Below are 23,984 nucleotides of genomic sequence, written 5' to 3'. Positions count from 1 at the left end.
CGGTCGGGACAAGGGGGCCCGGCGAACCTGTGGACAACTCATCGGGGAGGATCACTGCCATGACCGCAATCGACCCGGCCCGCACCGTCTCGGTCGTCGGTACCGGGACCATGGGCCAGGGCATCGCCCAGGTCGCCCTGCTCGCAGGGCATCCCGTGCGGCTGTACGACGCCGCGCCGGGCCGCGCGGCGGAGGCCGGGCGCGGCATCGCCGCCCGCCTCGACCGCCTCGTGGACAAGGGCAGGCTCGACGCGGCCCGCCGGGACGCGGCCCTCGAACGCCTGCGCCCCGCCGAGGACCCGGCCGAACTCGCCGACTCGGCGCTCGTCATCGAGGCGATTCTCGAGCAACTCGACGCCAAACAGAAGCTGTTCGTCCGCCTGGAATCGGTCGTTGGGGACGACTGCCTGCTCGCCACCAACACCTCCTCCCTCTCCGTGACCGCCGTCGGCGGCGCCCTGCGCCTGCCCGGGCGGCTCGTCGGCCTGCACTTCTTCAACCCCGCGCCGCTGCTGCCGCTGGTGGAGGTCGTCCGCGGCCACGCCACGGACCGGGCGGCCGCCGACCGCGCCCGGGCCACCGTGGCCGCCTGGGGCAAGACCCCGGTGAGCTGCGCCGACACCCCCGGCTTCATCGTCAACCGGATCGCGCGGCCCTTCTACGCCGAGGCCTTCCGCGTCCACGAGGAGGGCGCGGCGGACCCCGCCACCATCGACGCCGTGCTGCGCGAGAGCGGCGGCTTCGCCATGGGGCCCTTCGAGCTGACCGACCTCATCGGCCAGGATGTGAACAACGCCGTCACCCGTTCGGTCCATGAGGCCTTCTTCCACGACCCGAAGTTCCGGCCCTCGCTCGCCCAGCAGCGCCTGGTCGAGGCCGGCCTGCTGGGCCGGAAGTCGGGCCGGGGCTGGTTCGACCACGCCGAGGGCGCGGACCGCCCGCGGCCGCACACCGCCGAGCCGTGCGCGGCCCCCGACGCGGTCGGCCGGCACGGCCGGCTGCCCGCGAACGCCGACGTCCTGTGGGCGATGATCGAGGAGGCGGGCATCAAGGTCGTCCACGACCGCGCCCCTGCCGGGCGGGACGGGTTCATCTCGCTGCCCGGCGGCACGGAGCTCGCCCTGGCCGACGGCTCGGGCGCCACGAGCGGGGCGCACCGGAGCCCCCGCATCACCTTCGACCTGGCCCTGGACTACCGCGGCTGCGCCCGTGTCGCGCTCGCCGCCTCCGAGACCGTGCCCGAAGCGGACCTGAAGGCGGCGACCGGCCTGTTCCAGGCCCTGGGCAAGAAGGTCAGCGTCATCGGCGACGTCCCCGGGATGATCGTCGCCCGGACGGTCGCGATGCTGGCCGACTTCGCCGAGGACGCCGTGGGCCGTGGCGTCGCGAGCGGCGAGGACACCGACACCGCCATGCGGCTGGGCGTGAACTACCCGATGGGCCCCCTGGAGTGGGGCCGGGCGGTCACCTACGGCTGGGTCCGCCTGGTGCTGCGGAACCTGGACGACGAATACCCCGGCGGCCGCTACGCCGCCTGCCAGCCCCTGCGCCGCCGTGCGGCCGTCGAAGAGAGCCTGCTGTAATCATGACCATGGCCAAGCGCGACACCTACACGCCCGAATCGCTGCTCGCGGTCGCCGTCACGGTGTTCAACGAGCGGGGCTACGACGGCACCTCCATGGAGCACCTCTCCAAGGCGGCCGGGATCTCCAAGTCCTCGATCTACCACCACGTCAAGGGCAAGGAGGAGCTCCTGCGGCTGGCGATAAGCCGCGCGCTCGACGAGCTCTTCGCCGTCCTGGACGAGCCGGGAGCCACCGGCGGGCGGGCGATCGACCGGCTGGAGTACGTCACCCGGCGCACGGTGGGGGTGCTCATGGCCGAGCTGCCGTACGTGACGCTGCTGCTGCGGGTGCGGGGCAACACGGGCACCGAGCGCTGGGCGATGGAGCGCCGCCGCGAGTTCGACCACCAGGTCGCCGAGCTCCTGAAGGAGGCCGCCGCGGACGGCGACCTCCGCGAGGACGTGGACGTCCGGCTGGCGACCCGGCTGCTCTTCGGAATGATCAACTCGGTGGTGGAGTGGTACCGCCCGGAGCGCGGCGGGGCGGCCACCAGCGACGAGGTCGCCGACGCCGTCATCCGCACGGCCTTCGCGGGCCTGCGCACGTACCGCTAGCGGCACACGTACGGCCGGCCGCTAGCGGCGCACGTACGGCCGGCGGCGCACGCGGCGCCACCGGCGCGTACCGCTAGCGGCCCTCGTCGAGGGGGCGGTCCTGGCCGGCGTGCCGGTCCTCCTTGAGGTCCGTCTCCTCGAAGACCAGTAACGTCCGGGTGCTCAGCACCTCCTCGATGGCCTGGATGCGGGTGAGGACCAGCTCGCGCAGCGCGCGGTTGTCCTTGGTGTGCACCAGCAGCAGGACGTCGAAATCGCCGCTGACCAGGGCGATGTGAGCGACCCCCGGCAGCTCTCTGAGCTGTTCGCGGACCGTCCGCCAGGAGTTCTGGACGATCTTCATGGTGATGTACGCCGACGCGCCGTGCCCGGCCCGCTCCTGGTCGATCCGGGCGCCGAAGCCCCGGATGACCCCGTCGTCGATGAGCCTGTTGATCCGCGCATAGGCGTTCGCCCGCGAGACGTGTACGCGCTCGGCCACGGACCGTATCGAGGCCCGGCCGTTGCTCTGGAGCATGCGCAGAATCGAGCGGTCGATGTCGTCGAGCGGGCGGGCGGGTGGTCTGCCGCCCGAAGTGGCCATCTGTTCGTCCGGCATACCGCCATGCCTCCCCTTCATGGACGCCCTGCCCATATCTCAGGCTGTGGAGAACCGTTTGTCCACAGGCTTGGGCCGCCTGTAGCCAAAAAGTGCCGTCGACCGAACAATCGGTAGGGAGAGCGCAGGTCGCTTTCCGGTCAAGCTCGTCCCAAGAGGAGGTGCTCGCCATGACGGTTCTGGAGCAGCCCGGCTCGTACCGGCCCACCCCGCCCCCGGCCTGGCAACCCCGTACCGACCCCGCGCCGCTGTTGCCCGACGCGGAGCCCTACCGTCTGCTGGGCACCGAGGCCGCCGACAGGCTGGACCCGGAGCTGCTGAAGCGGCTCTACGGCCACCTCGTGCGCGGCAGGCGCTACAACACCCAGGCCACCGCCCTGACCCGGCAGGGCAGGCTGGCCGTCTATCCGTCCTCCACCGGCCAGGAGGCCTGTGAGGTCGCCGCCGCCCTGGCCCTGGAGGAGCGCGACTGGCTCTTCCCCAGCTACCGCGACACGCTGGCCGCCGTCGTACGGGGCCTGGACCCCGTCGAGGCGCTGACCCTGCTGCGCGGCGACTGGCACACCGGCTACGACCCGCACGAACACCGCATCGCCCCCCTGTGCACCCCGCTGGCCACCCAGCTGCCCCACGCGGTCGGCCTCGCGCACGCCGCGCGGCTCAAGGGCGACGACGTCGTGGCGCTGGCCATGGTGGGCGACGGCGGCACCAGCGAGGGCGACTTCCACGAGGCGCTCAACTTCGCCGCCGTCTGGCGGGCCCCGGTCGTCTTCCTCGTGCAGAACAACGGCTTCGCCATCTCCGTGCCGCTCGCCAAGCAGACCGCCGCGCCGTCGCTCGCCCACAAGGCGGTCGGCTACGGCATGCCCGGCCGCCTGGTCGACGGCAACGACGCCCCGGCCGTCCACGAGGTCCTCTCCGAGGCCGTGCGGCGCGCCCGCGCCGGCGGGGGCCCCACGCTGGTCGAGGCCATCACCTACCGCGTCGAGGCGCACACCAACGCCGACGACGCCACCCGTTACCGCACCGACGCCGAGGTCGAGGCCTGGCGCGCGCACGACCCGATCGCGCTGATGGAGCGCGAGATGACCCGCCGCGCGCTGCTCGACGACAGCGCCGTACGGGCCGAACAGGACGCTGCCGAGCGCATGGCCGCCGACCTGCGCGAGCGGATGCACCAGGACCCCGTGCTCGACCCGATGGAATTGTTCGCACATGTTTACGCCGAGCAGACTGCCCAACTGCGCGAGCAGCAAGCACAATTGCGAGCCGAGCTGACCGCAGCGGGGGAGTTCCCGGGCTCCCAGGACGGCGGCCCACAGGAAGGAAGGCAGCGATGACCACCGCGCCTGTCGACACCGGCCGCAAGCCCGTCACCATGGCGCAGGCCCTCGGCCGCGCCCTGCGCGACGCCATGGCCGACGACCCGTCCGTCCACGTCCTCGGCGAGGACGTCGGCACCCTGGGCGGCGTCTTCCGGGTCACCGACGGGCTCGCCAAGGAGTTCGGCGAGGAGCGCTGCACGGACACGCCCCTGGCCGAGGCCGGCATTCTCGGCACGGCGGTCGGCATGGCCATGTACGGGCTGCGGCCCGTCGTGGAGATGCAGTTCGACGCCTTCGCCTACCCCGCGCTCGAGCAGCTCGTCAGCCACGTCTCCCGCATGCGCAACCGCACGCGCGGCGCCCTGCCCATGCCGATCACCGTCCGCGTCCCCTACGGCGGCGGCATCGGCGGCGTCGAGCACCACAGCGACTCCTCCGAGGCGTACTACATGGCCACGCCCGGCCTCCACGTGGTCGCTCCGGCGACCGTCGCCGACGCCTACGGCCTGCTGCGCGCCGCGATCGCCTCGGACGACCCGGTCATCTTCCTGGAGCCCAAGCGGCTCTACTGGTCCAAGGCCGACTGGGATCCCGACCGCCCGGAGCCGGTCCCCGGCATCGGCCGCGCGGTCGTCCGCCGGCCGGGCACCTCCGCGACGCTCATCACCTACGGGCCGTCGGTGCCGGTCTGCATGGAGGCCGCCCAGGCGGCCACCGCCGAGGGCTGGGACCTGGAGGTCGTCGACCTCAGGTCGCTGGTGCCCTTCGACGAGGAGACCGTCTGCGCCTCCGTGCGCCGCACCGGCCGGGCCGTGGTCGTCCACGAGTCGCCCGGCTTCGCCGGCCCGGGCGGCGAGATCGCGGCCCGCGTCACCGAACGCTGCTTCCACCACCTGGAGGCACCGGTGCTGCGCGTCGCGGGGCTGGACATCCCGTATCCGCCGCCCATGCTGGAGAAGCACCATCTGCCCGGCGTCGACAGGGTGCTGGACGCGGTGGCGCGCCTGCAGTGGGAATCGGAATGGACCGTCGACGAATATGAGAGTGGTGCGCGCTGATGGCCGTGGTGCGCGAGTTCACGCTGCCCGACCTGGGTGAAGGACTCACGGAGGCACAGGTCGTCCGCTGGCTGGTGAACGTCGGCGACGTCGTCGCCGTCGACCAGCCCGTGGTCGAGGTCGAGACGGCGAAGGCGATGGTGGAGGTCCCCTGCCCCTACGGGGGAGTGGTCACCGCCCGCTTCGGCGACGAGGGGACGGAACTGCCCGTCGGAGCACCGCTGCTGACGGTCGCGGTCGGCGAGCCGGCGCCCCGGCCGCCCGCCGGGGACGCCGACGGCAGCGGGAGCGACGGCGAGGGCTCGGGCAATGTGCTGGTCGGCTACGGCACGCAGGCCCCCGCGGCGCGTCGCCGCAGGGTCCGGCCGACGGGCCAGGGCGGCGGGCGCCCGGCCGAGCCGGACCCCGCGCCCACCGCCCTGGCGGTCATCTCCCCGCTCGTCCGGCGCCTCGCCCGCGAACGCGGCGTCGACCTCGCCCAGGTGCGCGGCACCGGCCCGGACGGGCTGATACTGCGCGCCGACGTCGACCGGGCGGCGCAAGCGGCACAGACGGTGCCCGAGGCCCCGGCGCCGCGCGAGGCGCAGGCGGCGCCCGCCGGCCACGCGGCCCGCCCGGGAGCCCGGTCCGGCCGCCGCGTCGCCGCGGGCCGCCGGACGGCCGACGGACTGCGCGTGCCGCTGCGCGGAGCGCGCGGCGTCGCCGCGGAGAAGCTGAGCCGCAGCCGCCGGGAGATCCCGGACGCGACGTGCTGGGTGGACGCGGACGCCACGGAGCTGATGGCGGCCCGCCACGCGATGAACGCCTCCGGAGGGGCCAAGGTGTCCCTGCTGGCACTCCTGGCGCGGATCTGCACGGCGGCCCTCGCGAAGTACCCCGAGCTCAACGCGACCGTCGACGTCGACGCCCAGGAGATCGTCCGGCTGCCCGACGTCCACCTGGGGTTCGCGGCGCAGACCGACCGCGGCCTGGTCGTGCCGGTCGTCCGGGACGCGCACGCGCGCAACGCGGTCGAGCTGTCGGTCGAGATGGCCCGGCTCACCGAGGCCGCGCGGGCGGGCAAGCTCAGCCCGGCCGAGCTGACCGGCGGCACGTTCACCCTGAACAACTACGGGGTGTTCGGCGTCGACGGCTCCACGCCCATCATCAACCACCCGGAAGCGGCCATGCTCGGCGTCGGCCGGATAGCCCCCAAGCCGTGGGTGCACGACGGGGAGTTGGCGATACGACAGGTGGTCCAGCTGTCGTTCACCTTCGACCACCGGGTGTGCGACGGCGGAACGGCGGGAGGGTTCCTGCGGTACGTCGCCGACTGCGTCGAGCAGCCGGCGGTGCTCCTGCGGACCGTCTGAGCGGCAGCGGCAGCGGCGGCGGCCCCGGCGCCGGACCCGCCGGCCGTCCGCCCACCGTGCCCGTACGCCTGGCCATACTCGACGGATGACGGTTTACGACGCGGTAGTGCTCGCCGGAGGCGCCGCACGGCGGCTGGGCGGGGCGGACAAGCCCGGGCTGCGGGTCGGGGGCCGGACGCTCCTGGACCGGGTCCTGGGCGCCTGCGGCGACGCCGGGAGCACGGTGGTGGTCGGGCCACGGCGCGCCACGGCCCGACCGGTGACCTGGGCCCGCGAGGAGCCCCCGGGCGGCGGCCCCCTCGCGGGGCTGGACGCCGGCCTGCGCCGGGTCACGGCCGAGCGGGTGCTCGTCCTCTCGGCGGACCTGCCGTTCCTGGCACCGGCGGCCGTACGGGCGCTGCACGAGGCACTGGACGGGGCCGCGGCCGCCGACGGCGCCGTGCTCACCGACCCCGGCGGCCGGGAGCAGCCGCTGGTGGCCGCCTACCGCACGGAGTCGCTGCGCCGCGAGCTCGCCCTGCTCGCGGCCGAGCACGGAACGCTCGCCGGGCTCCCGCTGCGGCTGGTCACCGCCGACCTGTCGCTCACCCGGGTCCACCACCCCACCGCCTCCTTCGACTGCGACACCTGGGAGGACATCAGCACGGCCCGTGCACGCATCAGGGACGATAGGAGCGTGCTGGATGAATGGATCTCCGCGGTCAAGGCCGAGCTGGGCATCGAACTCGACGTCGACACGACCGGACTCCTCGACCTCGCGCGCGACGCCGCGCACGGCGTGGCGCGGCCCGCGGCGCCCCTGACGACCTTCCTCGTCGGATACGTCGCCGCCCAGCGCGGCGGCGGAGCGGAGGCGGTGGCGGCGGCGATCCGCGAGGCCGGCGCGCTGGCGGCCCGGTGGGCCGAGGAGGCCCGGGCGGCCGACGGGCCCGGGACGCCGGACGGGTCGTCATGAGGGACCTGGAGGACGACGCAGGACTCGACCGCGCCACCGACGAGGCGCTGGCCCTGCTCGCCGACGAACGCCGTCCCGCGCCCGGCGTGCGGCCGGGGTCCGCCTCGCCGCGCCCGGGCGGCGGTCTCTTCTCCTTCGACTTCGTCGAGGACCCGTTCGCCGACGAGGCCGGCTCGCGCGGGACCACCGGCACGCCCGCCGGAAAAACTTCCCGTACGCCCACCGGCACGCCCACCCGCACCCCCTCCCGCACGCCCGCCCGGCCGCCTTCCCGCACCCCCGCCGGCACGGCCTCCAAGGCGGCCGACGACGAGCTCGACGTGCCCTTCGCGGGAGTCCGGTTCTACGACACGATGCGGTCCGGGGAAGGAACCTCCCCCGCCTCGCCGTTCCCCCGCCCCGGGGACCCCGCCGGACCCGGACCCGGACCTGGACCCGGACCCCGGTTCCTCGGGGGCGACCCGGCGCCCGAAGGCCCGGACCACCCCCTGGGCCCCACCGAGACATCGGACCCCACCCACCCCATGGCAGAGACGCACCCCTCCTGGGCCGCCGCCCGCGCCGCGGCCTCCCGGGCCGCCCGGCCGCTCGAGCCGTCGGTACGGCCCCTCGGCGACGCCCTCGGGCACCTGCTCGCCGTACGGCTGACCGCGCTCACCGACCTGCCGTCGTTCGACACCTCCGCCATGGACGGCTGGGCCGTCGCGGGGCCCGGGCCGTGGCGGCTGCCCAAGGACGGCGGCGGCGTGCTCGCAGGTCACGGCGACGTCGGCCCGCTGGGCGACGGCGAGGCCGTCCCCATCGCCACGGGCGCGCGGGTGCCGCCCGGTGCCACGGCCGTCCTGCGCAGCGAGCACGGCACCGTACGCCTGGACGAGGAGCTCTACGCCAGCCGGCACCTGACGCAGGGCCAGGACATCCGGCCCAAGGGCCAGGAATGCCAGTCGGGCGACGAACTGCTGGCCGCCGGCACGCCCGTCACCCCCGCCGTCCTCGGCCTGGCCGCGGCCGCGGGCTACGACCAGCTGCGCGTCGTGCCCCGCCCCCGCGTCGAGGTGCTCGTGCTCGGCGACGAGCTGCTGCGCGAGGGGCTGCCGCACGACGGGCTGATCCGCGACGCCCTCGGGCCGATGCTCGCCCCGTGGCTGCGCGCCCTGGGAGCCGAGGTCGCCCAGACCCGCTGCCTCGGCGACGACGAGACGGCGCTGCGCGCCGCTCTGGAGGCCTCCGATGCCGACGTCGTCCTGACCACCGGTGGCACCGCCGCCGGCCCGGTCGACCACGTGCACCCCACGCTGCGGCGGCTGGGCGCGGAGCTGCTGGTGGACGGGGTCGCGGTGCGGCCGGGTCACCCGATGCTGCTCGCCCGCCTCGCGTCCGGCCGTCACCTGGTGGGGCTGCCCGGCAACCCCCTCGCCGCCGTGGCGGGCCTGCTGACGCTCGCCGAGCCCCTGCTGCGGGCGCTCGCCGGCCGGCCGCCCGCGCGGCGGGTGGCGGCCCGGCTCACCGAGCCCGTATCCGGTCACCCCACCGACACCCGCCTCGTACCCGTCGTCCGCCGCGGCGACGGCACGGCCCGTCCGCTGAGCTTCCACGGGCCCGCCATGCTGCGCGGCCTGGCGGCGGCCGACGCGCTGGCCGTCGTCCCCCCGGGCGGTGCGGACCGGGGCGGCGAGGCCGCCCTCCTGGCCTTCCCCTGGCACGAATGGCGTGACGAATGGCGCGACGAATGGCGCGACGAGCGGCACGGCGAACGCCATGAGGAGTGGCACGAGGAATGGCGCGGGGCCGGGGGCGCCCCGTGAACCTCCCGCGCCAGGACGCCGCCGCCCGCGAAGCCCACAAGGACACCGACTTCCGCGTCCTGCTGCCCCGCTACCACGTGCCGCCGATACGGCAGGTCTACCGGCGCCTGCTCATGGCGCTGCTGGTCATGGTCGCCACGGTCTTCATCGTCTACTCCGACCGCGGCGGCTACCACGACAACGCCGACGGCAGCGTGGACTTCCTCGACGCCGTCTACTACTCCACCGTCACCCTGTCCACCACCGGATACGGCGACATCGTCCCGCACAGTGACAGCGCCCGGCTGAGCAATGTCCTGCTGGTGACGCCGCTGCGCGTCCTGTTCCTGATCATCCTGGTCGGCACCACCCTCGAGGTCCTCACCGAGCGCACCCGCGAGCAATGGCGTTTGACCCGCTGGAGGTCCGCCTTGCGCGATCACACCGTCGTCGTCGGCTTCGGCACCAAGGGCCGCTCCGCCGTGCAGACCATCTGCGGCCCGTCCGCCTCCCTCCGGGAGAAGGAGCGGATCGTCGTGGTCGACCCCAACCCCAAGGTCGTGGAGTCGGCCACCGCCCACGGCTACGCGGGCGTCATCGGGGACGCCACCCGCAGCGACGTCCTGCTGCGCGCCGAGGTCCAGAAGGCCCGTCAGATCATCGTCGCCACCCAGCGCGACGACACGGCCGTGCTCGTCACGCTCACCGCCCGGCAGCTCAACCGCACCGCGAAGATCGTCGCGGCGGTGCGGGAGGAGGAGAACGCCCCGCTGCTGCGGCAGTCGGGCGCGGACGCGGTCATCACGAGCGCCAGCGCCGCGGGCAGGCTGCTGGGCATGTCCGTGCTCAGCCCCAGCGCGGGCACCGTCATGGAGGACCTGATCCAGAAGGGCAGCGGCCTCGACCTCGTCGAACGGCCCGTCGTCAAGGCCGAGGTGGGACGCGGGGTGCGGGACACGGACGACCTCGTGGTGTCCGTGCTCCGCGGTCACCGGCTGCTCGCGTACGACGATCCGGAGGCGAGCCCCCTCAAGTCGACGGACCGTCTGATCACGATCGTGCGGGCGCGTCCGGCCGGATCCGGCGAATAGCGCGCGCCCCGGGAATCAGAACGCCCCCGGCGGTAGTTTCGCTGGCATGCATGCGATCACCGTTCCCGTACCCGGAGGACCCGAGGCCCTGGTGTGGGCCGAGGTCCCCGACCCCGTGCCCGGCGAGGGCGAAGTCCTGGTCGACGTCGTGGCCAGTGGGGTCAACCGCGCCGATGTGGCGCAGCGGCAGGGCTTCTACGACCCGCCGCCCGGCGCCTCCCCCTACCCGGGCCTGGAGGTCTCCGGCCGGATCTCGGCGCTGGGGCCGGGCGTGGACGGCTGGGCCGTCGGGGACGAGGTGTGCGCGCTGCTGGCCGGCGGCGGCTACGCCGAGAAGGTCTGCGTCCCGGCGGGGCAGTTGCTGCCCGTACCGGCCGGCACGGACCTGGTCTCGGCCGCGGCCCTGCCCGAAGTGACCGCCACCGTCTGGTCCAACGTGTTCATGGTGGCCGGGCTGCGGCCCGGCGAGACGTTCCTGGTGCACGGCGGCGGCAGCGGCATCGGCACGATGGCCGTGCAGCTGGCGAAGGCGGTCGGCGCCCGGGTGGCGGTCACGGCCGGCGGCCAGGACAAGCTCGAGCGCTGCCGCGAGCTGGGCGCCGACATCCTCATCGACTACAGCACCCAGGACTTCGTCGAGGAACTGCACAAGGTGACGGGCGGCGTCGGCGCGGACGTCATCCTCGACATCATCGGCGCGAAGTACCTCGACCGGAACATCGACGCCCTCGCCGTCAACGGCAGGCTGGCCATCATCGGCCTCCAGGGCGGCCGCAAGGCCGAGCTGGACCTGGCCAAGCTGCTCACCAAGCGGGCGGCCGTCGCCGGCACCTCGCTGCGCGGGCGGCCGCTCGCGGAGAAGACGGCCATCGTGGCGGCCGTGCGCGAGCACGTGTGGCCGCTGATCGCCGGAGGGCGGGTACGGGCGGTGGTCGACCGCACGCTGCCGCTGCGGGACGCCGTGACGGCGCACCGGGTGCTGGAGGAGAGCTCGCACGTCGGCAAGGTGCTCCTCACTACGTGAGGAGCGTGACCGTGCCGTCCGCACCTTCCGAGCCTGCCAAACGCGCCGAGCCTTCCGCCGCCCGCCGCGTTCACCCGACCGGCCGCTCAGCGCGCCGCCCGGCGGCGCGCGTGTGAGGGTTGGGGGTGTCCGTAGGGGGGTGACTCGTACGGAGGGTGGCGACATGGGGCGTGGAGCGAGGGCGGCGATCCTCTTCGGACTGGCGGTGTCGGCCTCCCTGATAGCGCCGGAGGCCGCGCGGGCGAAGGAGCCCGAGCCGTCGCCTCCGCCGCCCTCGATACCGGTCGCCTCCACGACGTCGACCACCGTCTTCCCGTCCGCGCCGCCGTCGCCCGGGGCGGGAGACCTGGCCGGCACGGCGGCGGGCGCCGGCCGCAGGCATCCCGGCCGTGCCGCCGAACCGTCGCCCGACACGCCGTCGGACGCCGCGGGCCCGGAGGCCGGGGAGCGGCCGGCGGACGAGGGGGCGACGGCGACGGCCGGGGAGCCGGCCCCGAAGCCGGCGCCGCCCCGCGCACCCGCCCGGCGCGCCGCGCCCGAGCAGGCCCGGCAGGAGTCCTCCGGGGCCGACCGGGAACGGGTCATGCGGGTCCTGCCGCTGGGCACCGGAATGGCCCTCACGGGCCTGGGTCTGGGCTTCATCGCCCTGCGCCTGCGCCGCAGATAGGCCCCGGACGGACCCCGGACGGACAGCTCCCGCGGGCGGCGGCACGGGGCGCGCGCCCGAAAATCTGTGCGCCTCTGTGCGCCCCCGCGTTGGATCAGGTGTGTACGGGGGCATCACCAGGGGGAAATCACCTGTGCGAGAGAATGGCGGCATGGATATGCCGAGGAATGAACGGTCGCAGGAGAGCCCGCACGTCCTGGTCGTGGGACCGGACGGCATGGCTCTCGGCAGCGCCAGCCCCGGCGGCGGGGAGGGCGACGACGAGTCGCGCGAGGTCCCGGTGACGGAGATGGTGGAACAGCCCGCCAAGGTCATGCGCATCGGCAGCATGATCAAGCAGCTGCTGGAGGAGGTGCGCGCGGCACCTCTGGACGAGGCGAGCCGCGTCCGGCTCAAGGAGATCCACCACAGCTCCGTCAAGGAGCTGGAGGACGGGCTGGCCCCCGAGCTGGTGGAGGAGCTGGAGCGCCTGTCGCTGCCCTTCACGGACGAGACGATTCCGACCGAGGCGGAGCTGCGCATCGCGCAGGCCCAGTTGGTCGGCTGGCTCGAGGGTCTCTTCCACGGCATCCAGACCGCGCTCTTCGCCCAGCAGATGGCCGCCCGGGCCCAGTTGGAGCAGATGCGCCGGGCCCTGCCGGCCGGCGTGGCGGGCGACGACGACCACGACGTCCCGCAGCACGGCGGCGCCCGCTCGGGCCCGTATCTGTAGACCCGCTCCCGCGTCGGACCCGCGCCCGCAGCTGCGGACCCGCTCCCGCGTCTGCGGACCCGCACCCGCATCTGCGGACCCGCGGACCAGCAGAAGAGCATGACGGCCGAAGGCCGGTCACCGGACGTTCCCGGTGACCGGCCTTCGCCGCAAGGTCCGAAGGTCCGGCCCGGCGCCTAGGAGGGCGCCTGGCCCGTCGACACGGTCAGCACGAACTGGCCGGTCTTGGGGTCGAACGGGTCGCTCGAGTCCGGGAGCTGGGTCATCACGGTGCCCTTGCCCCAGGTGTTCTCGTCCACCGTGTCGATCCGGTACTTCCACCCGGCGGCGACGAGGCACTCCTTCACCGAGTCGATGTAGATGTACTTGAAGTCCGGCGCGCTCTTCTTCGTCTTGTCGCGGTAGTTGTCGTAGGCCTTCGTGCACCGCTCGGCGTCGATGGTCTTGGACTTGTCGCCTTCCTTGACCTTCGCCTGGGTGCCGCCGCCCGTCGTGCCGCCGCCGGTCGTGCCGCCGCTGACGCCGCCGCCCGGGGTGGCCGCGGACGCCGACGGGTTCGGGCTGTCCTTCCCCTCGTCGGACTTGCCCTTGCCGTTCAGCGCGATGGCCGCGATGACGCCGATGACGGCCAGCACCGCCACCACGCCCGAGCCGATGAGGACCGGCTTGTTGCTCTTGCCGCCCCCACCGGAGCCGCCCACGGAGGCCGAGGAGGCCGTGTAGGGCGGCGGGGTGCTCGGGCCGCTCTGGTAGGGCTGCGTGACGGTGGGGTAGCCCTGCGGGCCGGGAGGGGGCGTGGAAGGGCCGTAGCCGCCGCTGTACGGGCTCTGGGGGCCCGTGGCGGGCTGGTAAGGCGTCTGGACGCTCTGCGGGCCCGGAGCGGGCGCGTGGCCGTCCACGGGCGGGAAGACCGCCGAGCCGACGCCGGCGCCGCTGCGGGCCGGCGGGCCGCCCGCGATGATGATCGGCGAGGGCGCCGCCATCGCCGTGCCCGCCACCCGGGCGCACTCGTCGCGCATCGCCTCGGCGCTGGGGAAGCGCTCGTTCGGGTTCTTCTTCAGCGCGCGCAGGACCAGTGCGTCCACGGCCGGCGGGATCGACCGGTTGATCGTGGAGGGCGCGACCGGCTCCTCCTGGACGTGCGCGTAGGCGATGGCCAGCGGCGAGTCCGCGTCGAACGGCAGCCGGCCCGTCAGCAGCTCGAAGAGCATGATGCCGACCGAATACAGGTCGGAACGGGCGTCGACGCCGCGCCCCAGCGCCTGCTCGGGCGAGAGGTACTGCGGGGTGCCGACGACCATGCCGGTCTGCGTCATCGAGGTGACGCCCGACTGCATGGCGCGGGCGATGCCGAAGTCCATGACCTTGACCACGTTGCGCTTGGTCATCATCACGTTGCCGGGCTTGATGTCGCGGTGGACCAGGCCCATCTCGTGGCTGACCTCGAGCGCCGCCAGCACATCGGCGGTGATCTTCAGTGCCTTCTCGGTGGGCATCGCGCCGTACTGCGCCACGTCCGCGTCCAGCACCGAGCGCAGCGGCTGGCCCTCGACGTACTCCATGACGATGTACGGCATGGTCGACCCGTCGAGGTCGTCCTCGCCCGTGTCGAACACCGAGACGATGTTGGTGTGGGTGAGCTTGGCCACCGACTGCGCCTCACGCCGGAAGCGCTCGCGGAAGGAGGCCTCGCGGCCCAGCTCGGTGTGCAGCGTCTTGATCGCGACCTGGCGGTCGAGGACCGAGTCGTAGGCCAGGTGTACGGACGCCATGCCGCCCTCGCCGAGCAGATCGCGCAGCTGGTAGCGGCCGCCGCCGACGGTCCGTCCCGCGTAACGGCCCTGTGCGCCGTCCTGGCTCATGGTGTTACTTCCCCCTCGGCGCACTGCCTCGCGTCAAACAAACCGTCGAACAGACCATTACGGACTCCTGGGAGCCCCTGTTCAAAGGTCTGATCCGGCTGTTCCTCGTCGAATCTTCGTCGTATCCCGGCCAAGTCTGCCCCAGGCCACGGGCACGTCAAGCCGCGTGCCCGTTCCGTGACCGGATGCGCGACAAGGTGTCACGGGATTTGCCTTGCTCATACCGGTACGGGTTTGATAGCCGGTCCATCCCGGACCGGCACATGCCCCGGAGGCTGTAGCGTGCCTTAGCGGAAGGCAGCTTCACAGAGTTTCCCCGCGCATTCGCCTCCCAACGCGAAGCGGACCAGACACGACGGCGAGGACTGATGGCACAGACGCAGAGCGCCCAGGGTCCATCCGACCCTGACGCCACCGGGGGCGGAATGCCCGATGTGCCTGAAATGTGGGGTAACGGCGGACTGGTCGGGGACGGCCGCTACCGCCTGACCCACCGGCTGGGCCGCGGCGGCATGGCGGAGGTCTTCGCCGCCGAGGACGTACGCCTGGGCCGCACGGTCGCGGTGAAGCTCCTGCGCGCCGATCTCGCCGAGGACCCGGTCTCCAAGGCCCGCTTCACCCGCGAGGCGCAGTCCGTCGCCGGCCTGAACCACCACGCCGTGGTCGCCGTGTACGACTCCGGCGAGGACACCGTCGGCCGCAACGTCGTGCCGTACATCGTCATGGAGCTGGTCGAAGGCCGCACCATCCGGGACCTGTTGCTCAACGCCGAGGCGCCGCCGCCGGAGCAGGCGCTGATCATCGTCTCGGGCGTGCTCGAGGCGCTGGCCTACAGCCACCAGCACGGCATCGTGCACCGTGACATCAAGCCCGCCAACGTGATCATCACCAATACGGGCGCCGTCAAGGTCATGGACTTCGGCATCGCCCGCGCCCTGCACGGCGCGGCGTCGACCATGACCCAGACCGGCATGGTCATGGGCACCCCGCAGTACCTCTCCCCCGAGCAGGCCCTCGGCAAGACCGTCGACGCCCGCTCGGACCTCTACGCCACCGGCTGCCTGCTCTACGAACTCCTGGCCCTGCGCCCGCCCTTCACCGGCGAGACCCCGCTCTCGGTGGTCTACCAGCACGTCCAGGACACCCCCGTGCCGCCGTCCCAGGTGCTGGACACGGTGCCGCCGGAGCTGGACGGCCTGGTCATGCGCTCCCTCGCCAAGGACCCGGACGACCGGTTCCAGAGCGCCGAGGAGATGCGCGGGCTGGTCCAGTACGGCCTGCAGATGCTGCACGACGCCGGCAGCCACACGGGCGTGTGGAACACCGGTCCGGTCGACCACGCCACCGCCGCCACCCAGGTGATCGGCGGCGTCGGCATGGGCGCCACCACGGCCATGCCGCACCCGCAGCACGGCGACACCTCGCAGCAGCCGGTCATGCCGCGGCGCCAGGGCGACGACGGCGGCTTCGACGGCGGCCACGGCGGCCGCGGCCCGGGCGGATCCGGCAAGAGCAAGATGTGGCTGGTCGCCGCGCTGGCGATCGTCGCGGTCGTGGCGGGCATCGCCTTCATGGTCAAGAGCGGGGCCGTCGGCGGCAACAGCAACAAGAAGGAGACGCCGAAGACTTCGGTCACCGTCTCCGACTCGCCGTCCGCCAAGTCCAGCAAGGAGCCGCCGAAGAAGGCGTCGCCGGGGCACGAGCAGGGCGGCACGACCGGCAACGCCGGCGAGCGGGACAACGGCTCCGACTCGGAGAACGACACCAACACCTGGCCCAGTCATGGGACGCAGTCCCAGGAGCCGTCCACCGGCCCGACCGGCCAGCCCTCGACGGACCCGCAGCCGTCGACCCAGCCGTCCACCGGTCCGACGGGCGGCGGCGACAACAAGCCGCAGACCCCGAACCCGCCGACCCAGGGCCCGGCCACCCAGGGCAACACCGCCCAGGGCCCCACGGGCTGAACCACCGAGCCGGGCCGCACCAGCGGCCCGGCTCGTTTCTTTGAGAGCGTCAGTCCGTGAACGCGTCGCGTACGGACTCGTACGCGCGCGTCCACCACACCGACAGCGCGGCCGACGCCGGGAAGCCGGGGTCGGCGCGGTGGTCGCCGAGCTGGTAGCGCCAGCGCAGCATCCAGAAGTCGTTCAGCCGCTCCCACCACACCCGGTGCACCGCCGCGGCCAGCTCCGCCGCGTCCGCGCCCGTCGCCCGGCGGTAGGCGCGCGCGTACGGCCGTATCTTCGCCAGGTCGAGGGTGCCGTCGGGCTTCAGGAAGAAGATCACCGCGGCGCGCACGGCCTCCTCGGCGCGGGGCTGGACGCCGAGCCGGTCCCAGTCGACGATCGCGGCGGGCTCGCCGCCGCGGTAGAGCAGGTTCAGCGGGTGGAAGTCGCCGTGCACCCAGCCGCGGGCCGGCGTGGCGGCGGCGGGCGGGCGGCGGTGGGCGTGCCGCTCGAGCAGGGCGCGGCGCTCGACGAGGCGGTGTTCGGCCAATTCGTCGAAGGAATCGCGGGGACGGCCGCGGATCAGCCCCAGGAGGTCCTCGATGAGGGCGAAGGTCTCCTCCGGCCGGGCCGCCGTGTCCGAGGCCCCTGAGGGGCCCGCAGCGGCCTTCTCGGGGCCGTTCATGACCTGTTCCAGGCAGGTGTGCACATGGCCCAGCAGCGCGCCCAGGCGGCGGGACTGGGCGGCGGTCAGCTCGCCGCCGTCGCGGTGGCGTCCCTCGATCCAGGGGTGCAGGGCGTAGCAGCGGCCCCCCAGGACGGTGACGGTGTTGCCGTCGCTGTCCGCGACGGGCGGGGCGACGGGCAGGCCCAGGGCGTCCAGGCGGCGGGTCACCGAGTGCTGGCGGGCGATGGCCTCGCGGTCCCCGTCCAGGTGGTGTTTGAGGAAGAAGCGCCCACGGGTGGTGGAGAGGCGGTAGCCGCGGTTCAGCAGCCCCTCGGTGAGGGTTTCGCAGGCCACGGGCTCGCCGGCGCCGTCGTAGCGGCGCAGGAGCGTGCGCAGGGTGCCGGTGTCGGGGCCGGTGTCGGGTGGGGCATCGGTGACAAGTGAGCGCGGCACGCCCCAAATGTTAGTTCACGCTGAGTGCTCGGCTCGTCGCGCGGGTACGCCTTCGAGGTGGTGCAGGGAGATGAACTGGGGTTCTATGCACAGGTATTCGGGGATGAAGGGCGCGTCGTCCGCCGAGTGCGGGGCGCGGCCGAAGAGCTCGAGCTCCGCCGGTCCGGGCGCGAAGATCCGGGCCGTTCCCACGAACTGCACGGTCCACACGGACTCGTCGCCCTCCTCGCGGCCGGCGAGGTTGTCGGCGCCGTAGGCCACCACGCTGCCGTCGCAGGCCTGGGCGTAGCCGAAGCCGCCGTGCAGCCGCAGCAGCACCTGCCCGTCGACGACGACGTGCCGGGCGACGGTCACGAAGGGGAGTGCGCGCATGCTGACCGACACCCTGCCGTAGGGGGTGCGGGCGAGCAGTTCAAGTGCCCGGTAGTCGTCGGAAGGCCTGGAAGGCGCTGCAAGCATGAGCACCACTGTGCACTGCCGTCACCCGGTCACCTAGAGCCACCCGCCCCTGGCGGGGAGGGACGTTGGTCCCGGAAATCCGGCCGGGCTGCCGCGGCGCAGGTGCCGGCTAGCGCTTCTCCGCCTGCAGCCGGGCGACGTAGGCCGCCGCCTGGGAGCGGCGTTCCATGCCGAGCTTGGAGAGCAGGCTGGAGACGTAGTTCTTGATGGTCTTCTCGGCCAGGTGCAGCCGCTCGCCGATGGCGCGGTTGGTCAGTCCCTCGCCGATCAGGTCCAGAATGCGGCGCTCCTGTTCGGTGAGCGAGGCGAGTCTGTCGTCGCCCCGCGAGGCCTTGCCGTCGCGGAGCCGCTCCAGCACGCGCGCGGTCGCCACCGGGTCGAGCAGGGATTTCCCGGCGGCCACGTCCCGTACGGCCGAGAGCAGCTCATTGCCCCGAATGGCCTTGAGCACATAGCCGGCCGCGCCCGCCATGATGGCGTCGAAGAGCGCCTCGTCATCGGCGTACGAGGTGAGCATCAGGCATTTGATGTTTTCGTCCTGCGAACGGATCTCACGGCAAACTTCGACCCCGCTGCCATCCGGAAGGCGAACATCCAGTACGGCCACGTCGGGGCAGGTGGCGGGAATGCGCACAAGGGCGTCGGCCGCGGTACCGGCCTCGCCCACCACTTCGATGTCCTCTTCACCGGAGAGCATCTCGTGGACGCCGCGGCGTACGACTTCATGGTCGTCAAGCAGAAATACCGTGATTTTTCCTCGTTCGCGCACGCTGCCAGTCTCACACATCGACTCTTCCCCTGCTCTTGTCCTCCGGGATAACGTGCCCCCGTTCCGGCGGCTTGCAAGGCGCTGACCAGTGGATTGACCTCCGCTTTGGCCCGGCTTTCTAGATTTACTTGGAAATCCAAGCAAAATCGCAGGTCAGGTGGGGTTTCGCAGGAATGCCACGCACTGGGTAACGTGCTTATTGCAGGCCATTGGCCGGGGCGACCTGTCACGCCCGGTTCCGGCCTCGGCACACCCACCCCGTGTGCCGTCGGGGATCGGGCGAGCCTCTCTCCGCCTCGCGGCGGAGGGACCCCCTCTGGCCGCCGGCGACCCCGGGGGCCGGACAGACGGAGGAGCACACGTGACCGTGGACAGCACTGCCGCGCGCAAGCCGCGACGCAGCAGCAAGCGCGCCGGCGCCAAGAAGGCGGCCGGCGAGAGCGAACTCGTCCAGCTGCTGACGCCGGAAGGTGAACGGGTCGAGCACCCGGACTACTCCATCGACCTGTCGCCCGAGGAACTGCGGGGTCTGTACCGGGACATGGTCCTGACCCGCCGCTTCGACGCGGAGGCGACGACTCTCCAGCGCCAGGGCGAACTGGGCCTGTGGGCCTCGCTGCTGGGCCAGGAGGCCGCGCAGATCGGCTCCGGCCGGGCGACGCGCGACGACGACTACGTCTTCCCGACCTACCGCGAGCACGGCGTGGCCTGGTGCCGCGGGGTCGACCCCACGAACCTGCTGGGCATGTTCCGCGGTGTGAACCACGGCGGCTGGGACCCCAACGAGAACAACTTCCACCTCTACACGATCGTCATCGGCTCCCAGGCGCTGCACGCGACCGGCTACGCCATGGGCGTGGCCAAGGACGGCGCCGACTCGGCCGTCATCGCCTACTTCGGCGACGGCGCCTCCAGCCAGGGCGACGTGGCCGAGGCCTTCACCTTCGCCGCCGTCTACAACGCTCCGGTCGTCTTCTTCTGCCAGAACAACCAGTGGGCCATCTCCGAGCCCACCGAGCGGCAGACCCGCGTCCCCCTCTACCAGCGCGCCCAGGGCTACGGCTTCCCCGGCGTCCGGGTGGACGGCAACGACGTGCTGGCCGTGCTGGCCGTGACCAAGGCCGCCCTGGACCGCGCCCGCACGGGCGAGGGACCGATGCTGGTCGAGGCGTTCACCTACCGCATGGGCGCCCACACCACCTCCGACGACCCCACCCGCTACCGCCGCGACGAGGAGCGGGAGCTGTGGGAGGCGAAGGACCCGATCCTGCGCCTGCGGGCCCACCTGGAGAAGCAGGGCCTGGCCGACGAGGCGTTCTTCGCCTCGCTGGAGACGGAGAGCGACGCGCTCGCCAAGCGGGTACGGGACACCGTGCGCAGCATGCCCGATCCCGACCACATGGCGATGTTCGAGCACACCTACGCCGACGGGCACACCCTCGTCGACGAGGAGCGCGCGCAGTTCGTCGCGTACCAGGCTTCGTTCGCAGAGGAGAGCAAGTAACCATGAGCACCGAGAAGCTCACGATCGCCAAGGCGATCAACGCCTCCCTGCGCACCGCCCTGGAGACCGACCCCAAGGTCCTGGTCATGGGCGAGGACGTCGGCAAGCTGGGCGGCGTCTTCCGCGTCACCGACGGCCTGCAGAAGGACTTCGGCGAGGACCGCGTCATCGACACCCCGCTGGCCGAGTCCGGCATCGTCGGCACCGCCATCGGCCTGGCGCTGCGCGGCTACCGTCCGGTGGTGGAGATCCAGTTCGACGGGTTCGTCTTCCCCGCGTACGACCAGATCGTCACCCAGCTGGCGAAGATGCACGCCCGCGCGCTCGGCAAGATCAAGCTGCCGGTCGTCATCCGCATCCCCTACGGCGGCGCCATCGGCGCGGTCGAGCACCACAGCGAGTCGCCGGAGTCGCTGTTCGCGCACGTCGCGGGCCTGAAGGTGGTCTCGCCGTCGAACGCGGCCGACGCCTACTGGATGCTGCAGCAGGCCATCCAGAGCGACGACCCGGTCATCTACTTCGAGCCCAAGCGCCGCTACCACGACCGCTCCGAGGTCGACACGACCGCGATCCCGGGCCCGCTGCACGTGGCCCGTACGGTCCGCGAGGGCACGGACCTGACGCTGGCCGCGTACGGGCCGATGGTCAAGACGTGTCTGGAGGCCGCCGCGGCGGCCGCGGAGGAGGGCAAGTCGCTGGAGGTCCTGGACCTGCGGTCGATCTCGCCCATCGACTTCGACTCCATCCAGAAGTCCGTGGAGAAGACCGGCCGGCTGGTCGTCGTCCACGAGGCGCCCGTCTTCTTCGGCTCGGGCGCCGAGATCGCCGCCCGGATCACCGAGCGCTGCTTCTACCACCTCGAGGCCCCCGTCCTGCGGGTCGGCGGCTACCACGCGCCCTATCCGCCGTCCCGGCTCGAGGACGAATACCTGCCCGGCCTGGACCGGGTGCTCGATTCCGTCGACCGCGCGCTCGCGTACCAGGGCTGAGGGAGGGCCGTGACCATGACTGCGAACAGCCAGCGTTTCCGTGAGTTCAAGATGCCGGACGTCGGTGAGGGACTCACCGAGGCCGAGATCCTCAAGTGGTACGTCAGCGTCGGCGACACCGTCACCGACGGCCAGGTGGTCTGCGAGGTCGAGACCGCCAAGGCGGCCGTCGAGCTGCCGGTCCCCTTCGACGGCGTGGTGCACGAGCTGCGCTTCGGCGAGGGCACGACGGTGGACGTCGGCCAGGTGATCATCTCCGTGGACACCCAGCCCGGGGCGGGGCCGGCGGAGGAGGCCCCCGCCTCGACCGCCGCCCACGCGGAGCAGAGCGCGGTCCCGGGCCCCGAGGCCGAGCCGGAGCAGCCGCAGGGCCGCCAGGCCGTGCTGGTGGGCTACGGCGCCGCGCCGTCGTCCACCAAGCGCCGCCCGCGCAAGGCGCGTGGCGGCGTCCCGGCGCAGCCGCCGGCCGCCGCCGCCGTCCAGGCCGAGCTCAACGGCCACGCGGCCGCCGCGCCCGTACCGGCTCCGGCCGCGCCGGTGGCGCCCGCGCCCGTCGCCCCGCCCGTCGCCCCGGCCGCGCCCGCCGGCGCCCGGCCGCTGGCCAAGCCCCCCGTGCGCAAGCTCGCCAAGGACCTCGGCATCGACCTGGCCGCGGTCACCCCGACCGGGCGCGACGGCGTCGTCACCCGCGAGGACGTGCACGCGGCGGCCGCCGCCGCCCTGCCCGTGAGCCCCGCGGCCGCGGAGCCGGTCGCCCCGGCGCCCGCTCCCGAGGGCGTGGCCGCCCTCGCCGCCCGCGAGACGCGGATCCCCGTCAAGGGCGTCCGCAAGGCCACCGCCCAGGCCATGGTGGCCAGCGCCTTCACCGCGCCGCACGTCACGGAGTTCATCACCGTCGACGTCACCCGCACGATGAAGCTGGTGCAGAAGCTCAAGGACGACCCGGACATGGCGGGCCTGCGGATCAACCCGCTGCTGCTCGTCGCCAAGGCGCTGCTGGTGGCGATCCGGCGCAACCCGGACGTCAACGCCGCCTGGGACGAGGAGAACCAGGAGATCGTCCGCAAGGACTACGTGAACCTGGGCATCGCCGCCGCCACCCCGCGCGGACTGATCGTGCCGAACATCAAGGAGGCCCAGGCCAAGACGCTCCCCGAGCTGTCGCGGGCCCTGGGCGACCTGGTCGCCACGGCGCGGGAGGGGAAGACCTCCCCCGCCGACATGTCCGGCGGCACCGTCACGATCACCAACGTCGGCGTCTTCGGCGTCGACACCGGCACGCCCATCATCAACCCGGGCGAGTCCGCGATCCTGGCGGTCGGCGCGATCAAGCTGCAGCCGTGGGTCCACAAGGGCAAGGTCAAGCCGCGCCACGTCACCACCCTGGCGCTGTCCTTCGACCACCGCCTCATCGACGGTGAGCTGGGCTCCCGGTTCCTCGCGGACATCGCGGGCGTCCTGGAGAACCCCCAGCGCCTGATCACCTGGGGCTGACGGACGGCGGAAAAGGACACAGGGCCCGGACACTCGCTCCTCACCCCCCTCCAGCGAGGAGAGAGCGGCACGTCCGGGCCCTCTGTCTGTGTACGGAGCGGCCTCGGGTCATTCCCCCGGCAACCGGGTGGAATGGCCCGTGCTGTGCAATTTACTTAAGATTGACCGACACTTGCAGTGTCGGAATTGGAGGCTGCGGTGGACCGCGAGGACGGCGAATCCATCAGCCGCCTGCTCCGGGCCTGGCGCGGCCGGATCGATCCCAGGACCGTCCGCGAGCTGCGCGGAGTTCTCCCGCGCCCCGGACGGCGGCTCTCCCAGAAGCACGTCGCCCGGATGACCGGCGTGAGCGAGGGCTGGTACCGGGCGCTGGAGGCGGGCCGCAGACAGGACTTCTCCGAAAGCTTTCTGCTGAGGGTCGCCGAGGCGCTGCGGCTGAGCGAGGCGGAGACGCTCACGCTCTTCCTCGCCGTCTGCGGCCGAAGACCCCCGGAACCGGGCCGCGCCCGGGCCGACTTGCCGCGGGGCGTCGAGGCCCTGCTCGAGCAGCAGGTCACCTATCCGGCCTACCTCTCCGACGTGGCCTGGAACATCGTCGCGTCCAACGCCCTGATGGGCGAGTGGTTCCCCTGGGTCCGCCGCCCCCGCCCCAACCTCATGCGCTGGGCCCTGCTGCACCCCGAGGCACGCGAGCAGATGCTCGACTGGGAGGACAGCTGCGCCCGCGTCTACCTCGCCATGCTCCGCGTCGCCGCCAACAGCAACCCCGGCAACGAGGAACTGCGCGGCCTGGTCCACGAGATCCTCGACGCCGACGCGGACTGCCGTCGCATCTGGGCGCAGGAGTACGACGTGGTCGAGCACCGCGACGGCCACGTCTTCCGGCTGCGCCTGCCGTACCACGGCAACGCCGAGATCCGGGTGACGAGCCACGTCCTGCTGCCCATACAGCGCACCGACCTGCGGTTCGTCTTCATCACCCCCGTCGACGGCTGGGCGGGCGTCTAGCGGGCACGCGAGGGCCCGTACGCCGCCGCGGTTCTGACGAACCGTCGATCGTCCGGATCGCGGACGCCCCCTCACCAGGTGTCTTTGT

The 23,984-nt window shown here is 72.9% G+C and carries 21 protein-coding genes; 16 read left to right on the top strand and 5 right to left on the bottom strand.

Features of this window, described 5'->3' with window-relative positions; translation table 11 throughout:
- Positions 1–59 precede the first annotated feature (59 nt).
- Positions 60–1,583 carry a 3-hydroxyacyl-CoA dehydrogenase gene (locus IE295_RS12350; RefSeq protein ID WP_190063639.1) on the top strand — a complete coding sequence of 508 codons (1,524 nt, stop codon included), beginning with the start codon at positions 60–62 and terminating at the stop codon, positions 1,581–1,583.
- Between the two features lie 2 nt (positions 1,584–1,585).
- Complete coding sequence (locus IE295_RS12345; protein WP_190063638.1) at positions 1,586–2,179, top strand: TetR/AcrR family transcriptional regulator; 594 nt, start codon at positions 1,586–1,588, stop codon at positions 2,177–2,179.
- Positions 2,180–2,252: 73 nt separating this feature from the next.
- Here the strand turns inward: IE295_RS12345 and IE295_RS12340 are convergent, their stop codons facing one another.
- Positions 2,253–2,777, bottom strand: a complete 525-nt coding sequence (locus IE295_RS12340) for an Lrp/AsnC family transcriptional regulator (RefSeq protein WP_190063637.1) — start codon at positions 2,775–2,777, stop codon at positions 2,253–2,255.
- A gap of 170 nt (positions 2,778–2,947) precedes the next feature.
- Here IE295_RS12340 and pdhA (IE295_RS12335) point away from each other — a divergent pair, with 170 nt between their 5' ends.
- From pdhA (IE295_RS12335) to IE295_RS12295, 9 genes are all read left to right on the top strand, one after another.
- Positions 2,948–4,117, top strand: a complete 1,170-nt coding sequence (gene pdhA / locus IE295_RS12335; protein WP_190063636.1) for a pyruvate dehydrogenase (acetyl-transferring) E1 component subunit alpha — start codon at positions 2,948–2,950, stop codon at positions 4,115–4,117.
- On the top strand, positions 4,114–5,160 hold the full coding sequence (locus IE295_RS12330) for an alpha-ketoacid dehydrogenase subunit beta (RefSeq protein ID WP_190063635.1): 1,047 nt from the start codon (positions 4,114–4,116) through the stop codon (positions 5,158–5,160). Before pdhA (IE295_RS12335) ends, IE295_RS12330 begins: the two co-directional genes overlap by 4 nt.
- Complete coding sequence (locus IE295_RS12325; protein ID WP_190063634.1) at positions 5,160–6,512, top strand: dihydrolipoamide acetyltransferase family protein; 1,353 nt, start codon at positions 5,160–5,162, stop codon at positions 6,510–6,512. Before IE295_RS12330 ends, IE295_RS12325 begins: the two co-directional genes overlap by 1 nt.
- 85 nt (positions 6,513–6,597) lie before the next feature.
- Complete coding sequence (locus IE295_RS12320; RefSeq protein WP_190063633.1) at positions 6,598–7,467, top strand: NTP transferase domain-containing protein; 870 nt, start codon at positions 6,598–6,600, stop codon at positions 7,465–7,467.
- Positions 7,464–9,272 (top strand): molybdopterin molybdotransferase MoeA, encoded by a 1,809-nt coding sequence (locus IE295_RS12315; RefSeq protein WP_224322991.1) that lies wholly within the window; start codon positions 7,464–7,466, stop codon positions 9,270–9,272. Before IE295_RS12320 ends, IE295_RS12315 begins: the two co-directional genes overlap by 4 nt.
- A complete protein-coding gene (locus IE295_RS12310) occupies positions 9,269–10,342 on the top strand; it encodes a potassium channel family protein (RefSeq protein WP_190063632.1) in 1,074 nt (357 codons plus the stop codon). The genes IE295_RS12315 and IE295_RS12310 overlap by 4 nt, the downstream gene beginning before the upstream one ends.
- Positions 10,343–10,388: 46 nt before the next feature.
- Positions 10,389–11,366 carry an NAD(P)H-quinone oxidoreductase gene (locus IE295_RS12305; protein WP_190063631.1) on the top strand — a complete coding sequence of 326 codons (978 nt, stop codon included), beginning with the start codon at positions 10,389–10,391 and terminating at the stop codon, positions 11,364–11,366.
- A gap of 163 nt (positions 11,367–11,529) precedes the next feature.
- Positions 11,530–12,033 carry a hypothetical protein gene (locus IE295_RS12300; protein WP_190063630.1) on the top strand — a complete coding sequence of 168 codons (504 nt, stop codon included), beginning with the start codon at positions 11,530–11,532 and terminating at the stop codon, positions 12,031–12,033.
- Positions 12,034–12,184: 151 nt separating this feature from the next.
- A complete protein-coding gene (locus tag IE295_RS12295) occupies positions 12,185–12,745 on the top strand; it encodes a bacterial proteasome activator family protein (RefSeq protein ID WP_190063629.1) in 561 nt (186 codons plus the stop codon).
- 176 nt (positions 12,746–12,921) lie between these two features.
- Here IE295_RS12295 and IE295_RS12290 read toward each other — a convergent pair whose 3' ends face one another.
- Entirely contained in the window at positions 12,922–14,607 is a 1,686-nt protein-coding gene (locus tag IE295_RS12290; RefSeq protein WP_190063628.1) for a protein kinase domain-containing protein, read from the bottom strand.
- A 368-nt stretch (positions 14,608–14,975) separates the two neighbouring features.
- Here IE295_RS12290 and IE295_RS12285 point away from each other — a divergent pair, with 368 nt between their 5' ends.
- Positions 14,976–16,571 carry a protein kinase domain-containing protein gene (locus IE295_RS12285; protein WP_190063627.1) on the top strand — a complete coding sequence of 532 codons (1,596 nt, stop codon included), beginning with the start codon at positions 14,976–14,978 and terminating at the stop codon, positions 16,569–16,571.
- A 49-nt stretch (positions 16,572–16,620) separates the two neighbouring features.
- Here IE295_RS12285 and IE295_RS12280 read toward each other — a convergent pair whose 3' ends face one another.
- The 3 genes from IE295_RS12280 to IE295_RS12270 all read right to left on the bottom strand — a co-directional run bounded on the left by IE295_RS12280 (position 16,621) and on the right by IE295_RS12270 (position 18,901).
- Positions 16,621–17,673 carry a phosphotransferase gene (locus tag IE295_RS12280; RefSeq protein WP_190063626.1) on the bottom strand — a complete coding sequence of 351 codons (1,053 nt, stop codon included), beginning with the start codon at positions 17,671–17,673 and terminating at the stop codon, positions 16,621–16,623.
- Positions 17,674–17,688: 15 nt separating this feature from the next.
- Positions 17,689–18,132, bottom strand: a complete 444-nt coding sequence (locus IE295_RS12275; protein WP_190063625.1) for a pyridoxamine 5'-phosphate oxidase family protein — start codon at positions 18,130–18,132, stop codon at positions 17,689–17,691.
- 109 nt (positions 18,133–18,241) lie between these two features.
- Complete coding sequence (locus IE295_RS12270; RefSeq protein WP_308013101.1) at positions 18,242–18,901, bottom strand: response regulator; 660 nt, start codon at positions 18,899–18,901, stop codon at positions 18,242–18,244.
- Between the two features lie 361 nt (positions 18,902–19,262).
- Between IE295_RS12270 and pdhA (IE295_RS12265) the strand changes: the two genes are divergently transcribed.
- The 4 genes from pdhA (IE295_RS12265) (at position 19,263) to IE295_RS12250 (ending at position 23,896) form a co-directional block, all read left to right on the top strand.
- Positions 19,263–20,405, top strand: coding sequence for a pyruvate dehydrogenase (acetyl-transferring) E1 component subunit alpha (gene pdhA, locus IE295_RS12265; protein ID WP_190063623.1), 1,143 nt, complete (start codon positions 19,263–19,265; stop codon positions 20,403–20,405).
- 2 nt (positions 20,406–20,407) lie between these two features.
- Positions 20,408–21,394: an alpha-ketoacid dehydrogenase subunit beta gene (locus IE295_RS12260; RefSeq protein WP_190063622.1), complete on the top strand. Its 987-nt coding sequence runs from the start codon at positions 20,408–20,410 to the stop codon at positions 21,392–21,394.
- A gap of 15 nt (positions 21,395–21,409) precedes the next feature.
- Positions 21,410–22,888 (top strand): dihydrolipoamide acetyltransferase family protein, encoded by a 1,479-nt coding sequence (locus tag IE295_RS12255; protein ID WP_190063621.1) that lies wholly within the window; start codon positions 21,410–21,412, stop codon positions 22,886–22,888.
- A 198-nt stretch (positions 22,889–23,086) separates the two neighbouring features.
- On the top strand, positions 23,087–23,896 hold the full coding sequence (locus IE295_RS12250; RefSeq protein WP_190063620.1) for a helix-turn-helix transcriptional regulator: 810 nt from the start codon (positions 23,087–23,089) through the stop codon (positions 23,894–23,896).
- The last annotated feature ends 88 nt before the right edge of the window (positions 23,897–23,984 follow it).

Origin of the sequence: Streptomyces griseocarneus (genome assembly GCF_014655595.1) — a bacterium.
Classification (GTDB): Bacteria; Actinomycetota; Actinomycetes; order Streptomycetales; family Streptomycetaceae; genus Streptomyces; species Streptomyces griseocarneus.
The sequence above is the reverse complement of the archived record's forward strand: the minus strand, read 5'-3'. Positions and strand labels throughout refer to the sequence as shown.

Bases quoted from the DNA above. Each gene is read 5' to 3' on its own strand.
- IE295_RS12350 (WP_190063639.1), top strand. From the start codon at position 60: ATGACCGCAATCGACCCGGCCCGCACCGTCTCGGTCGTCGGTACCGGG.
- IE295_RS12345 (WP_190063638.1), top strand. From the start codon at position 1,586: ATGACCATGGCCAAGCGCGACACCTACACGCCCGAATCGCTGCTCGCG.
- IE295_RS12340 (WP_190063637.1), bottom strand. From the start codon at position 2,777: ATGCCGGACGAACAGATGGCCACTTCGGGCGGCAGACCACCCGCCCGC.
- pdhA (WP_190063636.1), top strand. From the start codon at position 2,948: ATGACGGTTCTGGAGCAGCCCGGCTCGTACCGGCCCACCCCGCCCCCG.
- IE295_RS12330 (WP_190063635.1), top strand. From the start codon at position 4,114: ATGACCACCGCGCCTGTCGACACCGGCCGCAAGCCCGTCACCATGGCG.
- IE295_RS12325 (WP_190063634.1), top strand. From the start codon at position 5,160: ATGGCCGTGGTGCGCGAGTTCACGCTGCCCGACCTGGGTGAAGGACTC.
- IE295_RS12320 (WP_190063633.1), top strand. From the start codon at position 6,598: ATGACGGTTTACGACGCGGTAGTGCTCGCCGGAGGCGCCGCACGGCGG.
- IE295_RS12315 (WP_224322991.1), top strand. From the start codon at position 7,464: ATGAGGGACCTGGAGGACGACGCAGGACTCGACCGCGCCACCGACGAG.
- IE295_RS12305 (WP_190063631.1), top strand. From the start codon at position 10,389: ATGCATGCGATCACCGTTCCCGTACCCGGAGGACCCGAGGCCCTGGTG.
- IE295_RS12300 (WP_190063630.1), top strand. From the start codon at position 11,530: ATGGGGCGTGGAGCGAGGGCGGCGATCCTCTTCGGACTGGCGGTGTCG.
- IE295_RS12295 (WP_190063629.1), top strand. From the start codon at position 12,185: ATGGATATGCCGAGGAATGAACGGTCGCAGGAGAGCCCGCACGTCCTG.
- IE295_RS12290 (WP_190063628.1), bottom strand. From the start codon at position 14,607: ATGAGCCAGGACGGCGCACAGGGCCGTTACGCGGGACGGACCGTCGGC.
- IE295_RS12285 (WP_190063627.1), top strand. From the start codon at position 14,976: ATGGCACAGACGCAGAGCGCCCAGGGTCCATCCGACCCTGACGCCACC.
- IE295_RS12275 (WP_190063625.1), bottom strand. From the start codon at position 18,132: ATGCTTGCAGCGCCTTCCAGGCCTTCCGACGACTACCGGGCACTTGAA.
- IE295_RS12260 (WP_190063622.1), top strand. From the start codon at position 20,408: ATGAGCACCGAGAAGCTCACGATCGCCAAGGCGATCAACGCCTCCCTG.
- IE295_RS12255 (WP_190063621.1), top strand. From the start codon at position 21,410: ATGACTGCGAACAGCCAGCGTTTCCGTGAGTTCAAGATGCCGGACGTC.